The organism is Pseudomonas aphyarum (genome assembly GCF_028657055.1).
GTDB lineage: Bacteria > Pseudomonadota > Gammaproteobacteria > Pseudomonadales > Pseudomonadaceae > Aquipseudomonas > Aquipseudomonas aphyarum.
In genome coordinates, this window is the sequence record NZ_JAMDGS010000022.1 from 1 (window position 1) to 12033 (window position 12033).

The following is a 12033-nucleotide window of genomic DNA, read 5'->3' on the forward strand; positions in this document are numbered from 1 at the left end:
CAATTTGCTGAAGCGAGGCCATCCGGCCACGACTCAGCACCCGAATTTCTTGACGACCATAGAGCGTTGGAACCACCTGATCCCATCCCGAACTCAGAAGTGAAACGATGCATCGCCGATGGTAGTGTGGGGTTTCCCCATGTGAGAGTAGGTCATCGTCAAGATTAAATTCCGAAACCCCAATTGCGAAAGCAGTTGGGGTTTTGTTTTGCCCGCAGGAAAGTTTTTGCTCGCGTCAGCGAACAAATTTGCACAGTTATTTTCGAATCAGAACACTAGAATAGATCCCAACTTTTTCGGAGCCAGAGCCCTTATGTCAGATTCGGTTGACGCCCCAGGGCTGTCAGATTTACCGCTGGATGACTTGGTGGCCTGCCATGAGTGCGATCTGCTGATGCGCAAGCCCAAGCTTGCTCACGGCGAAAAAGCCCTCTGCCCACGCTGCGGTTACGAACTGTACGCTCACCGTCATAACGTGGTGCAGCGCAGTCTCGCCCTGGTCATTGCCGCGCTGTTGCTCTACGTGCCGGCGAACTTTTTACCCATCATGCAGCTCAATGTTCTCGGGCAATCGTCGCAGGATACGGTCTGGAGCGGTGTGATCGGTCTGTTCAACACCGACATGCGCGGTGTTTCGGTTGTCGTATTCCTTTGCAGCATGGCGATTCCACTGCTGAAACTGCTGTGTCAGTTGATCGTGTTGCTGACGATCCGTTTCAACATCGGACGCAGTTATGGCCTGCTGCTCTACCGCATTTATCACCACCTCAAAGACTGGGGCATGCTTGAGGTCTACCTCATGGGCGTCCTGGTCGCGATCGTCAAACTGGCGGACATGGCGGCTATCACTGTGGGCCTCGGTTTGGCGTGTTTCATCGGCTTGTTACTGGTTCAGGTCTGGCTCGAAGTGGTGATGTCGCCGCACCAGATCTGGCAGGCGTTATCAGGAGAAGATGCCCATGCGGGCGATTGATGCAGGCATTCTGATCTGTACCGAATGCCACGAACTGAACAGGCAGGATACCGACAGCGATGTGCAGACCTGCACCCGATGCGGTGCGCTGGTTCACGCCCGGCGACCCAATAGCCTCGCGCGAACCTGGGCGCTGCTGATCACGGCCGCGATTATCTACATCCCGGCCAATGTTCTGCCGATCATGACTGTCAGCTCTCTAGGCCAAGGTGATCCGAGCACGATCATGTCCGGCGTCATCCAGCTGGTGCAGCACGGCATGATTCCGATCGCCGCCGTGGTGTTCATCGCCAGTATCCTGGTGCCGACGTTCAAGCTGGTGGGCATCGCGTTGCTGCTGTTTTCTGTACAACGCCGCCAGCCATTGTCCGCCCGTCAACGGATCTGGATGTATCGCTTCATCGAGTTCATCGGCCGCTGGTCGATGCTCGATATTTTCGTGATCGCCATTCTGGTGGCGGTCGTCAACTTCGGCCGGCTTGCCAGTGTCGAAGCCAATCTTGGCGCCATCGCCTTCGCCAGTGTGGTGATTCTGACGATGCTCGCCGCTGTCACTTTCGATCCCCGACTGATTTGGGATAACACGGAGTCGGACGCCGACCATGACTGATTTGCCTGTAGCGAAAACCCGACCGGCTTCGAACTGGTCTGCCATCTGGGTGCTGCCCCTGATCGCCCTGATTATCGGCGGCTGGCTCGGCTGGCGTGCCTACAACGAAACCGGCATCGAGATTCAGGTGCGGTTTGAAAGCGGTGAAGGCATTCAGGCCAACAAGACCGAAGTGGTCTACAAAGGCATGCCGGTCGGCAAGGTGAAAGCCCTCAAGCTCGATGATGAAGGCAACTCCAAAGGTGTCATCGCGACCATCGAGATGAACAAGGATGTCGATCAGTACCTGAAGACCAGCACCCGTTTCTGGCTGGTCAAGCCGAGCGTGACCCTGGCCGGGATCACCGGCCTGGAAACCCTGGTATCGGGTAACTACGTCGCCATCAGTCCCGGCGAAGGCGAGCCGACCCGCAAGTTCAAGGCCCTGGCCGAAGAGCCTCCGCTATCGGATTCGCAGCCCGGTCTGCACTTGACGATCAAGGCCGATCGCCTCGGTTCGTTGAATCGCGGCAGCCCGGTGTTCTACAAGCAGATCAAAGTCGGCCAGATCAAAAGTTACGTGCTGTCGGAAGACCAGAACACGGTCGAGCTCAAGGTGTTCATCGAGCCGACCTACGCCAAACTGGTGCGCAAACACACCCGTTTCTGGAACGCCAGCGGCATCAGCATCGACGCCAACCTGTCCGGGGTGAAAGTGCGTAGCGAGTCCCTGGCCAGCATCGTCGCCGGCGGTATTGCCTTCGCCACGCCGGAGAATCGCAAGGACAGCCCGCCCACCGACCCAAGCCTGCCGTTCCGTCTCTACGAAGACTTCGATGCGGCCGCCGCCGGCATTCGGGTGAAGGTCAAACTCAGTGACTTCGAAGGCCTGCAAGCCGGGCGTACTCCGGTCATGTACAAGGGCATTCAGGTGGGTAACCTGAAAGCGCTGAAGATCGATCCGGATCTGTCCAGTGCGACCGCCGAACTGACCCTTGATCCGCTCGCCGAAGACTATCTGGTCACCGGCACGCAATTCTGGGTAGTCAAACCATCGATCTCCCTGGCCGGCATCACCGGTCTGGAAGCGCTGGTAAAAGGTAACTACATCGCCGTACGCCCGGGCGACAAGGGTGGTGCACCACAACGTGAATTCGAGGCCCGGCCAAAAGCGCCGCCGCTGGATCTGCGCGCACCCGGCCTGCACCTGGTGCTGTTCACCGACACCCTCGGCTCGATCGATGTCGGCAGCCCGATCCTCTACAAGCAGGTCAAGGTCGGTTCGGTGCAGAGCTATCAGTTCTCCAAGACCCGCAAACAACTGGTGATCGGCGTCCACATCGAGAAAGAATACGAAAACCTGGTCAACGCCTCGACCCGGTTCTGGAACGTCAGCGGCGTCACGCTGACCGGCGGGTTGACCGGCGGCATTCAGGTCAAGAGTGAATCCTTGCAGACCCTGATGGCCGGCGGCATCGCCTTCGAAACACCGCAAGCCAAGGCACCGCTGCAAAAGCGCATTCCGCGTTTCCGTCTGTTCGCCAACCATGATGAAGCGAATCAGAAAGGCGCCGTCGTCACCATCAAAGTCGATCGCGCGGACGGTCTGCGCAGCGGCACCCCGGTTCGCTTCAAGGGCCTGGATGTCGGCAAGATTGAAAGTGTCGACCTGACCGATGATCTGCAATCGGTAATCCTCACCGCGCGCATCACCGAAGTGCCGGAGAAGATCGCCCGGATCGGCAGCCAGTTCTGGGTGGTCAAACCAGAATTGGGGCTGATCAAGACCTCGAACCTGGAGACCCTGGTCACCGGCCAGTACATCGAAGTGCAACCGGCAGCCAAGAACCTCGGCCCGCAGAAGAACTTCGTGGCCCTGGCCAATCCTCCGGAAGTCACCAAGCAAGAGGCTGGCTTGAGTCTGGTACTGAGCGCTGCCCGTCGCGGTTCGCTGAAGCCGGGTGTGCCGGTCACTTACCGCGAAATCACCGTGGGTAAAGTCACCGGTTACGAACTGGGCCAGACCGCGGATCGGGTACTGGTGCACATCCTGATCGAACCGAAGTACGCGCCACTGGTGCGCAGCGGCAGCCGTTTCTGGAACACCAGCGGTGTCGGTTTCGACATCGGCCTGTTCAAAGGCGTGACCGTACGCACGGAGTCGCTTGAGACAGTGATTCAGGGCGGTATCGCCTTCGCCACACCGGACGGCGAGAAGATGGGCAATCCGGCCCGCGCCGAACAAACCTTCCCACTGTTCGACAAGTTCGAAGACGAGTGGCTGAACTGGGCACCGAAAATCCCTCTCGGTAAATAATCCGGAGCCCATGAAAAAGGGCCGCGATCCAATGGATCGCGGCCCTTTTTTGTGCCCGTCAGTTACGCATCAAACCGCATCCAGCTCCGGCTCGTCCGCTTCGACGTTGATCGTAGCCTTCACCACATCGTGGCGACGGATGTACTTCCAGTCCGCCTCGTCGATGTAAATGCCGGCCGGGCCGCTGCCGCCTTCCAGGTCGATGGCGACACTGGCGCAGACCTGCGGCTTCACGCTCGCCAGAATCGGCACGAAGCCCAGTTGCAGGCTGGTTTCCAGCAGCGCAGCCTGGTTCTTCTCGTCGATGTCCGCTGCCTCGTCGAGGTAGTACGGCAGGCGCACACGCCCGGCCAGGTCGCGATCCATCAAGTGCAGCAACAAATACATGTTGGTCAGCGCCTTGATGGTCATCGTGGTGCCGTTGGACGCCGCGCCATCGATGTCGGTGTGGATCACCGGCTGGCCGTTGACCTTGGTGATCTCGAAGGCCAGTTCGAACAAGTCCTTGAGGCCGAGCTGGTTGTGGTTCGCCGCCACCAGCCGCGCCAGGTACTCCTTGGCTTCTTCGTTCTTGTTGTCCTGTTCCGCACTTTGGCTCAGGTCGAACACCGACAGGGTTTCGCCTTCTTCGTACTGACCGGCGCTGTGGATGATCTGGTCGATGTGCTTGAGCGCCTCCTTGTTCGGCGCGAGCACAATGCGGAAGCTCTGCAGGTTGGACACCTGACGCTTGTTGATCTCGCGGTTGAACAGCGCCAGTTGGTGCTCGAGGCTGTCGTAGTCGCTGCGGATATTGCGCAGGGTCCGCGCGATGTCGGTGACGGCTGCACGACGCGCCTTGCCCAGGGTCAGGGCTTCGTCGGTACGGTGCGCGTAAGCGTTGATCAGCAACGACAGACGGCGCTCCATGTCGTCTTCACTGTCGAACTTGGCCACGCCCTTCAGGCGCACCTGCGCGTACAGCGCTTCGATCTGGCCATCGGCACGCAGCAAGCCTTGCCAACTGTCCTGATAGTCGTTGAGCAGCGGCAGCAGGTTGTCCATCGAATCGTCGACCGGATCCATGAACGGCGTGCCGAACGGCAGGTCCGCTGGCAACAACTGACGACGACGCAGGGCATCGTCGAGGGTGCGTTGCTTGGCTTCCATGTCGGCAATCTGCCGGCCGACCAGTTGCAACTTGGCCGACAGTTGCTGGACGCGCTCGGTGAACGCATCGCTGGAACGCTTGAGTTCGTCCTGCGCGGCTTCCATCTGCGCCAGTTGCTCGAGCTTGTCGCCTTCTTCGGCGCTCAGGGTCTGGGTGCGACGGAAATCTTCCAGAGCCTTTTGCGCATCCAGCACCTGCTGGTACAGCGCTTCGGTCTGGGTTTTGCTCGCGGCACGGTCGGAGGCAACCGCTTGCTGGGTCTTGAGTTGCTTGAGCTCTTTTTCCAGACGCTCTTTCTGGTCGCGCAACGCGGCACGGTCGGCCAGTGCTTGCAAAGCCGGCGGCTCGATGTGCGAGATGTCGATCGACAGGCCCGGCACTTCGAAACGCTCGCCCTTGAAGCCGTCGAGGATCAACTCGACCGATTTCACCCATTCGCCATCGTCGTCGAGGGTGATGCCGTGTTCGCCCAGCGGCAGGCTGAACAGCGCGCTGTTGAACAGGCGCATCAGGCGCTCGACATCCTGTTGCGAGAACTCTTCGCGCAGGCGTGCATAGCTGTTGTTGTCGGCGTGATCGAGTTGCTGCTTCACCGACTTCAGGCGTTTTTCCAGATCGCGAAGACGTTCTTCGAGATCCTCGGCACTGAACTGACGGGATTGCGCCAGCGCACCGGCCAGTTCGTCGTGAGCGTCCTTGGCCGCCAGCAGTTGCTGCTCCAGGACTTTGACGTCATCGACCAGTGCGAAGCGGTTCTTAAGAACGGACAACTCGCCGAGCCAGCGCTGGATGCCGGAGATTTCCCGCTCCAGACGCATCAACTCCTGAGTGCCACCGCGCTGATCGTTTTGCAGATCGTCCTGCTCACGACGGTAGTGCTCGGCCTGGATCGTCAGTTCTTCCTTGCGCGCCGTGGCATAGTCCGACCAGGTGCCGAGTAACGAATCGAGCAGCGGCGACAGGCGATGCAGTTTGCCGCGCAGCACATCGCGCTGTTTCACGCCATTGGACAAGGCTTCGACCAACGGGCCGGCAGCCACCAGCGAGTTGTAGTCCTGTTCCATACGACGCACGTCGCGGAAGGCTTCTTCGCATGCGGCGATGTAATCGACGCTGCCGGAACGCAGGCTGTGTTCGAACGCGTCGAGGAACAATTGCTTGAGCTTGGCCGCAGTGATTTCACGCATGTGCAGCAGGTTGATGAACAGAGCGCGGAAGGTCTTCAGGCTCTGCTCGCTGGTGGAGCGCAGCGGGATCAGCGTCAAGTCGAGAGGAATCGACGTGTGACCGCCAACCAGCAAGCGACGGAGCTCATCGGGCTTGAGTTCGTAGGCTTTCAGGCCTTCTTTCTCAAGGTTGCTGAACAGCTCTTTCTGCCGCAGGCAGGTGTCGTTCTTCTGGTAGTGCGCCAGGTCGAGCTTGCCGGCATAGGCAAAGAACTGGTGACCGAAACCACCACCCGGGCCGCGACCGACCACGCCGATCACGTGCGGGCCGTGGGGCAGGTTCACTTCGACGAGGATGTAGCTGGTGTCGGAGGCAAAGTAGAAACGCCGGGATTGCTCCAGGCTGTACTTGCCGAAACTCATGTCCGACATGCGCGCCAGGATCGGGAACTGCAAGGCGTTGATCGAGGCGGATTTGCCAAGGTTGTTCGCGCCGTAGACCGACAGCGGTTCTTCCAGCGGAAACAGGCCGAGGCTGTAACCGGCGGTGTTCAAAAGGGCAAAGCGGCGGATGCCGTAGCGTTCCTGGCTCATGCGTCGGACTCCTGTTCTTCGGCAATGGCTCTGGCCAGTGCGTCTTCTTCGCTCTCTTCATCAAACTCGGAAAGATCGAGCGGGTCGTCGGTGGCGAGGAATTTGGCCTCGGCGGCTTCGTCGATCAGCACCGGTGCCGGCAGCGGCAGAACGCTGTGCACGCTGGCCGCCAGATCGCGGTCCTGCTGAACCGACAGGCAGACGTCGAGGAATCGGTGCATCGGCGGCAGGAAACGGTACACGCCGTTTTCTTCGCTGGCGAAACCGAGCTGGGTCATGCGGCGCATGATTTTTTCTTCCAGCTCTTCAACGGTCTGCACTTCGGCCTGGATGAACAGGTCGCGGTACTTTTCCAGCAGCGACGGCAGTTCTTCGCGGCCGAGGCTGCCGCCGTCGAGCACGGCGATCGGGTCGCGGCCCTGATCGGCCAGATGCTCGACGAGGATGAAGGTGAACAGCGCCAGGCGCTGAGCCGTCTTGTTCACCGCCGCAGCAGCCATGTCCGGCACGAAGTAATAGAAACCACGGGTGTCGCAGACCAGTTCGAAGCCCAGTGCCTTGAACAGCGTGCGGTACTGGTCCTGGAAGTTCGACAGTTGTGCGTACAGCTCCGGGTCGCGGCGGCTGACGTGGTAACCCTTGAACAGCTCGCGGAAGATCGGCGCGAGTTGCGACAGTTCGGAAAGATCAAGATGCATTGGGGATGCTCGCAGAATCCTCGGCGGCGGTGTCGCCGGCCGAGAGCAGGGCGAAGGAGCGCAGGCTGACCTGGTGCTCGTGAGTGTGGTATTCGCGGCGTTCCAGACGCTCGCGCTTGAAGCGTTTTTCCCGCGACAGGCGCGAGAACCAGTAAAGCAATTCGTCGGTCGCGCCGTCCGGTTCCTGCTCCAGCAACCAGGTCATCAGATCCGGCATCGGCAGGGATTCTTCGCAGCGGTCGACCATCTCGCGCACAGTGCGCGGTGCACGTGGGGCATCGCCGGTCTTCTGCGACTTGTGCGCCTTGGGGAAGCGCGCCGGTTTCGGCTCGAAACGGGCCAGGGCGTAGACGTAGGCTTCAACCTGACTGGCGCTGCCGAGGAAGGTACTTTGCGGCCGGGTGAACAGCGGCATCGCGGCTTGCGGTACGGCGTCGATGCCTTTGCGGCGGATCGCGGCCAGCGCCAGCGCAGCACCACGGGTCACGGCGTTGTGCCGGCGCGCTTCTTCACGCAGCGGCAGCAGCAGTTCACGGGCGTGACGCAGGGTCAACTGGGCGCTGGTCTGCATTTCGAGGATGCGCGCGTGAGTGCGCAGCAGCATGTCGTCATCGACCAGATGGCCGAGGCGCTGCTGTTCGCTGAGCATCTTCAGCAGCACGGTTTCGACCTTGCGCACGCCTTGCTCGAAGGCGCCGTCGGCGTTCACCAGATCGATCATCGGCTCGACGTATTCGTCCCAGGTCGCCAGCACTTCGGCGTAACGCTGACGCAGCGGAATCTGCCGGTCGCTGGTCTTGGCCCGTTCGGCCACGGCTACCAGCGCCTGTTCGTCGTTGTCGAGTTTCTTCAGAACGTCGCGCACGCGCATGTCGAGCAGGCGCAGCTGACGGGCCAGATCATTGCCGTCACGGACGTCGAATGCATCCTGAATGTAACCGGCCAGACGCTCGAGGTGACGCAGATAGGCTTCGATTTCCAGGCACAGGCCCAGACGGTGTTCCCGACGCAGATAGGCGAGGAAGTCGTGAATCTGCGCATTGAGCTCGAAACGGTTCGGGCTCTTGGCCACGGGAACCAGAATGTCGAGGCGGATCCACACGTCGAGCAGGCTGGTGATGTCCTGCGGCGTGCTGTCCAGTTGCTGGGCGGCCAGTTGCGTGCGCAGTTCGTTGAGGCTCAGGGTGCCCTGGTCGAAGTGCTCGCACAGTGGCTCCAGAAGTGCCCAGTGTTCAGCGAGGGCGCGCAAGACGCGCTTGGGTTCGATCATCGGAATGGCCGGCTGGTTGGCGATTAAAAGCCGCGATTGTACTGCATCACGAAGGATGCGATTCACTCTCGGGACGGGCTGTCGCTTTTCTTTGCGTCAAGGTATCGGTCAAGACTATCGATCAACAGCGCGCGATCTTGAGCGAAGGGCGGTAGAATCAGCGCACTTCAGTTATCCACAAGTGGCCGACCCTTGCTAATCGAGTCCCGCCGCCGCGCCTATTTGAACGCCATGCAGGTGGTCAACTGGCTGCCGCGCACCGAATTGCCCTTTGCCGCGCCGTCGCGGCCCGAGCTGCTGGACATGCCCGAGCCCGAGGTTGCCGCGCCGGTGATCCCGGCAACCCCGGCCGAAGCGCCGGTGCAGCCGGCCGCGCGTCCGGTCGAACGGCCGAAGATCGAGGTTCCGCGACCTTCGCTGGCCAGCACCCGCACGGGCGCCAAACCGGTCGAAGAAGTCGACGAAACACCTGTGGTGGCCAGGCCGGCGCCGGTGCCTCCACCGCGTTTTGCCCTGCAATTGCTGCGCGCCGGCCGTTGCCTGCTGCTGGTGGAGTTACCCACAGGCGAAGCTTTCCAGTCGCGCGATCCTGCTTATCTGTTGCTCAAGGACATGCTGCGTGCCGCCGGTCTGCCGGACGCGCCGCAGATTGTCGGTGAGCCGGTGCGCTGGCCATGGCTGAACCGCGGCACGATGGATCAGGGCCCGGAAGCGGCCCGGGATTTCGTCCAGGGTTTCCTGTCGGTGCAGATGGAGGCGGCGCCGTGCGCCTGCCTGTGGCTGATCGGCCTGCCGGCGGTGCGTTTTGCCGGTGAAGCGGATGCCGAAGCGTTCAACCGTGAATTGCAAATCGAGGGTCTTGGCCTGGCGTGGGCCGTGCCGGGGCTGGAATTGTTGATGGAAGAGCCACAGCGCAAGGCCGCCGTGTGGCAAGCCATGCGTCGGCTGATGGCGCGCTGGAAAGAATCGAATGAGTGACGCTGTATCGTTTCGCCCGATGACCGAGGCGGATCTGGACGCTGTGCTGAAGATTGAATTCGCCGCGTACAGCCATCCGTGGACCCGCGGGATTTTTCTCGACGGCCTGGGCAAGTACCAGATCTGGCTGATGTTCGAAGGTGAGCAGCAAGTGGGCCACGGGGTGGTGCAGATCATTCTCGATGAGGCGCACCTGCTCAACATCACGGTCAAGCCGGAAAACCAGGGGCGCGGGCTGGGGCTGACCCTGCTCGAATACCTGATGTCCCGCGCCTACGCCGCCGATGCCCGGGAATGTTTCCTGGAAGTGCGCGACAGCAACACGTCGGCCTTTCGCCTGTACGAGCGCTATGGCTTCAACGAGATCGGCCGGCGCCGGGATTACTACCCGGCGGTCGGCGGGCGTGAAGATGCCGTGGTCATGGCCTGCACGCTCGTCGACTGATAGGCGCAGGTGTAATCAGCGCTTGCGATCCAGCGGATCGCGGCGCGCCAGTTCCGCTTCATCCAGCCCGTTGCCGCCGCCGATGTCGTCCTCGTCGACCACGCTCAGATCCCAGTCGGCCTGATTGTCGCCGCCGAATTCCCGGGCATCCCGGGCGCCATCTTCACGGATCAGGGTTTCCGGGCTCAGGTCATCGTCGGTGGGCTCGTGATCGGCGGTCGATGCCCCGGTGAAACCGGCTTCGCGCACGCGGTCCCGGGGCATCAACTGTTCACGCTCGCGCTCGGGCAGTTCGTCGCCGATCTTCGCACTGGGCTTTTCGTCGTCGAAGTCCAGCTCATGCACCGAACCCATGCGGTCTTCGTTATCATCGATGGGCTCCGGTTGCACCGCATCGAAGGGACGTCGTGAATCAGTCATGGCAATTCCTCATACTGTGGGCCTTACTGAGGTGGACTCACCGGGCGCACGAGAAATTCAAAGCAAATCACCCACGATCCCAGCGTGACCCCGACGGGCGGTCGACAGTCATACCAGCGCATCTTTCTTGAGGCCTTACAGCATGCACGACTTACAAGACCTGATTGATAACAACGAGCGTTGGGCTGACGCGATCACCAAGGAAGACCCGGATTTCTTCGCCAAGCTGGCCCGCCAGCAGACGCCGGAATATCTGTGGATCGGCTGCTCCGACGCACGGGTGCCGGCCAACGAAATCGTCGGCATGCTGCCGGGCGATCTGTTCGTTCACCGCAACGTTGCCAACGTGGTGCTGCACACCGACCTCAACTGCCTGTCGGTGATCCAGTACGCAGTGGACGTGCTCAAGGTCAAACATATTCTGGTGACCGGACACTACGGCTGCGGCGGTGTGCGGGCTTCGATGCAGGATCGCCAGTTCGGCCTGATCGACGGCTGGCTGCGTTCGATCCGCGATCTGTACTACGAAAAACGCGAAGAACTGGCCAGGCTGCCGACCGAAGAAGAGCAGGTCGACCGCCTGTGCGAGCTCAACGTGATCCAGCAAGTGGCCAACGTCGCCCACACCAGCATCATCCAGAACGCCTGGCATCGCGGGCAGAGCCTGTCGATCCACGGCTGCATCTACGGCATCAAGGATGGTCGCTGGAAGAGCCTGAACACCACGATCAGCGGTTTCGAGCAATTGCCGCCGCAGTACCGTTTGCGTCCGGTCGGCGCGCCTTGATCGGTCGTTCAGCGTAATCCTTGCCGACGCCGCCAGTTCAGTAAATAGCGCTGGCCTTCGAGATTGGGTGATTCATCGTAACCGGTGATCCACCCACGGCAGCGCGAGGACCCGCAACCGCAGGCGAACTGCCGCAGCAGTTTGTCTTCGGTGGCGGTGTAATCGATAGTCAGCCTTTCACCCACCACAATATCGCGCAGGGCCCACACCCATAACTCGCTCATGTCGAGAAAGGTATTCGGGTCGCAGCAATGTTCGAACGCGCCGCAAAAGCGCGGATCGTAGAGGTGGATGCCGGCCAGCAGTTGCCGGGTCTGCCGGCAGCGATAGGGCAGCAACTGGCCTGAAACCCGGCACATTCGGGTGATGCGCAGGAATGCCCGGCACGCTATGACAGCGATGGCAATTCCTTCGGGGTCGTGAACAATCTCGAAATCCTGCTTTGACGGAAATCCGAGGCGCACGGGGAGTCCGGCAAAAGGATAAATGCCCTCGGTATCGCGTGCCGGTTTACCCGGTAATGCGTGAATGTTCATAACGTTCCCTGTTGGTCAGGTGTCGCGACTTCCCTCGGCTGACGTCCTGTCAGTCCTGCAACACGATTGGATCCAAGATCCCTCAAATCAAACCAGCGGTCTACTGTCAG

Annotated in this window: 11 protein-coding genes and 1 rRNA gene; 7 read left to right on the plus strand and 5 right to left on the minus strand. The window is 60.8% G+C overall.

Annotated elements, in window-relative coordinates:
- The first annotated feature begins 48 nt into the window (after nt 1–48).
- The 4 genes from rrf (at nt 49) to M5G18_RS27885 (ending at nt 3879) form a co-directional block, all read left to right on the plus strand.
- Nucleotides 49–164: ribosomal RNA gene (gene rrf / locus M5G18_RS27870) — 5S ribosomal RNA — on the plus strand.
- 149 nt (nt 165–313) lie between these two features.
- Complete coding sequence (locus M5G18_RS27875; RefSeq protein ID WP_007951772.1) at nt 314–973, plus strand: paraquat-inducible protein A; 660 nt, start codon at nt 314–316, stop codon at nt 971–973.
- Entirely contained in the window at nt 960–1583 is a 624-nt protein-coding gene (locus tag M5G18_RS27880; RefSeq protein WP_007951771.1) for a paraquat-inducible protein A, read from the plus strand. Before M5G18_RS27875 ends, M5G18_RS27880 begins: the two co-directional genes overlap by 14 nt.
- Nucleotides 1576–3879 carry a PqiB family protein gene (locus M5G18_RS27885; protein ID WP_273898631.1) on the plus strand — a complete coding sequence of 768 codons (2304 nt, stop codon included), beginning with the start codon at nt 1576–1578 and terminating at the stop codon, nt 3877–3879. Before M5G18_RS27880 ends, M5G18_RS27885 begins: the two co-directional genes overlap by 8 nt.
- 69 nt (nt 3880–3948) lie before the next feature.
- Here M5G18_RS27885 and mksF read toward each other — a convergent pair whose 3' ends face one another.
- Genes mksF through mksB form a run of 3 tightly spaced genes read right to left on the minus strand, consistent with a single transcriptional unit; the run spans nt 3949 to nt 8757 of the window.
- The gene (gene mksF, locus M5G18_RS27890) at nt 3949–6789 is read right to left on the minus strand and encodes an Mks condensin complex protein MksF (RefSeq protein ID WP_273898634.1); all 2841 of its coding nucleotides are present in this window, start codon (nt 6787–6789) and stop codon (nt 3949–3951) included.
- A complete protein-coding gene (gene mksE, locus M5G18_RS27895) occupies nt 6786–7487 on the minus strand; it encodes an Mks condensin complex protein MksE (RefSeq protein WP_102687511.1) in 702 nt (233 codons plus the stop codon). The genes mksF and mksE overlap by 4 nt, the downstream gene beginning before the upstream one ends.
- Nucleotides 7477–8757 carry an Mks condensin complex protein MksB gene (gene mksB, locus M5G18_RS27900; RefSeq protein ID WP_162803847.1) on the minus strand — a complete coding sequence of 427 codons (1281 nt, stop codon included), beginning with the start codon at nt 8755–8757 and terminating at the stop codon, nt 7477–7479. Before mksB ends, mksE begins: the two co-directional genes overlap by 11 nt.
- A 231-nt stretch (nt 8758–8988) precedes the next feature.
- Between mksB and M5G18_RS27905 the strand changes: the two genes are divergently transcribed.
- Both M5G18_RS27905 and rimI read left to right on the plus strand, forming a co-directional pair.
- Nucleotides 8989–9735 (plus strand): energy transducer TonB, encoded by a 747-nt coding sequence (locus M5G18_RS27905; protein WP_273898794.1) that lies wholly within the window; start codon nt 8989–8991, stop codon nt 9733–9735.
- Nucleotides 9728–10180: a ribosomal protein S18-alanine N-acetyltransferase gene (gene rimI / locus M5G18_RS27910; protein ID WP_007951758.1), complete on the plus strand. Its 453-nt coding sequence runs from the start codon at nt 9728–9730 to the stop codon at nt 10178–10180. Before M5G18_RS27905 ends, rimI begins: the two co-directional genes overlap by 8 nt.
- Nucleotides 10181–10195: 15 nt before the next feature.
- On the opposite strand, the gene M5G18_RS27915 is transcribed toward rimI, so the two are convergent.
- Entirely contained in the window at nt 10196–10600 is a 405-nt protein-coding gene (locus M5G18_RS27915; protein ID WP_273898637.1) for a serine kinase/phosphatase, read from the minus strand.
- A gap of 142 nt (nt 10601–10742) precedes the next feature.
- Here M5G18_RS27915 and can point away from each other — a divergent pair, with 142 nt between their 5' ends.
- Nucleotides 10743–11387: a carbonate dehydratase gene (gene can / locus M5G18_RS27920; protein ID WP_011335942.1), complete on the plus strand. Its 645-nt coding sequence runs from the start codon at nt 10743–10745 to the stop codon at nt 11385–11387.
- Between the two features lie 8 nt (nt 11388–11395).
- On the opposite strand, the gene M5G18_RS27925 is transcribed toward can, so the two are convergent.
- Nucleotides 11396–11923 (minus strand): SET domain-containing protein, encoded by a 528-nt coding sequence (locus M5G18_RS27925; RefSeq protein WP_273898638.1) that lies wholly within the window; start codon nt 11921–11923, stop codon nt 11396–11398.
- Nucleotides 11924–12033: the final 110 nt, after the last annotated feature.

Coding starts and splice junctions, on each gene's coding strand:
- rimI (WP_007951758.1), top strand. CDS start 9,728: ATGAGTGACGCTGTATCGTTTCGCCCGATGACCGAGGCGGATCTGGAC.
- M5G18_RS27925 (WP_273898638.1), bottom strand. CDS start 11,923: ATGAACATTCACGCATTACCGGGTAAACCGGCACGCGATACCGAGGGC.
- M5G18_RS27915 (WP_273898637.1), bottom strand. CDS start 10,600: ATGACTGATTCACGACGTCCCTTCGATGCGGTGCAACCGGAGCCCATC.
- M5G18_RS27905 (WP_273898794.1), top strand. CDS start 8,989: ATGCAGGTGGTCAACTGGCTGCCGCGCACCGAATTGCCCTTTGCCGCG.
- M5G18_RS27880 (WP_007951771.1), top strand. CDS start 960: ATGCGGGCGATTGATGCAGGCATTCTGATCTGTACCGAATGCCACGAA.
- M5G18_RS27875 (WP_007951772.1), top strand. CDS start 314: ATGTCAGATTCGGTTGACGCCCCAGGGCTGTCAGATTTACCGCTGGAT.
- mksF (WP_273898634.1), bottom strand. CDS start 6,789: ATGAGCCAGGAACGCTACGGCATCCGCCGCTTTGCCCTTTTGAACACC.
- M5G18_RS27885 (WP_273898631.1), top strand. CDS start 1,576: ATGACTGATTTGCCTGTAGCGAAAACCCGACCGGCTTCGAACTGGTCT.
- can (WP_011335942.1), top strand. CDS start 10,743: ATGCACGACTTACAAGACCTGATTGATAACAACGAGCGTTGGGCTGAC.
- mksB (WP_162803847.1), bottom strand. CDS start 8,757: ATGATCGAACCCAAGCGCGTCTTGCGCGCCCTCGCTGAACACTGGGCA.
- mksE (WP_102687511.1), bottom strand. CDS start 7,487: ATGCATCTTGATCTTTCCGAACTGTCGCAACTCGCGCCGATCTTCCGC.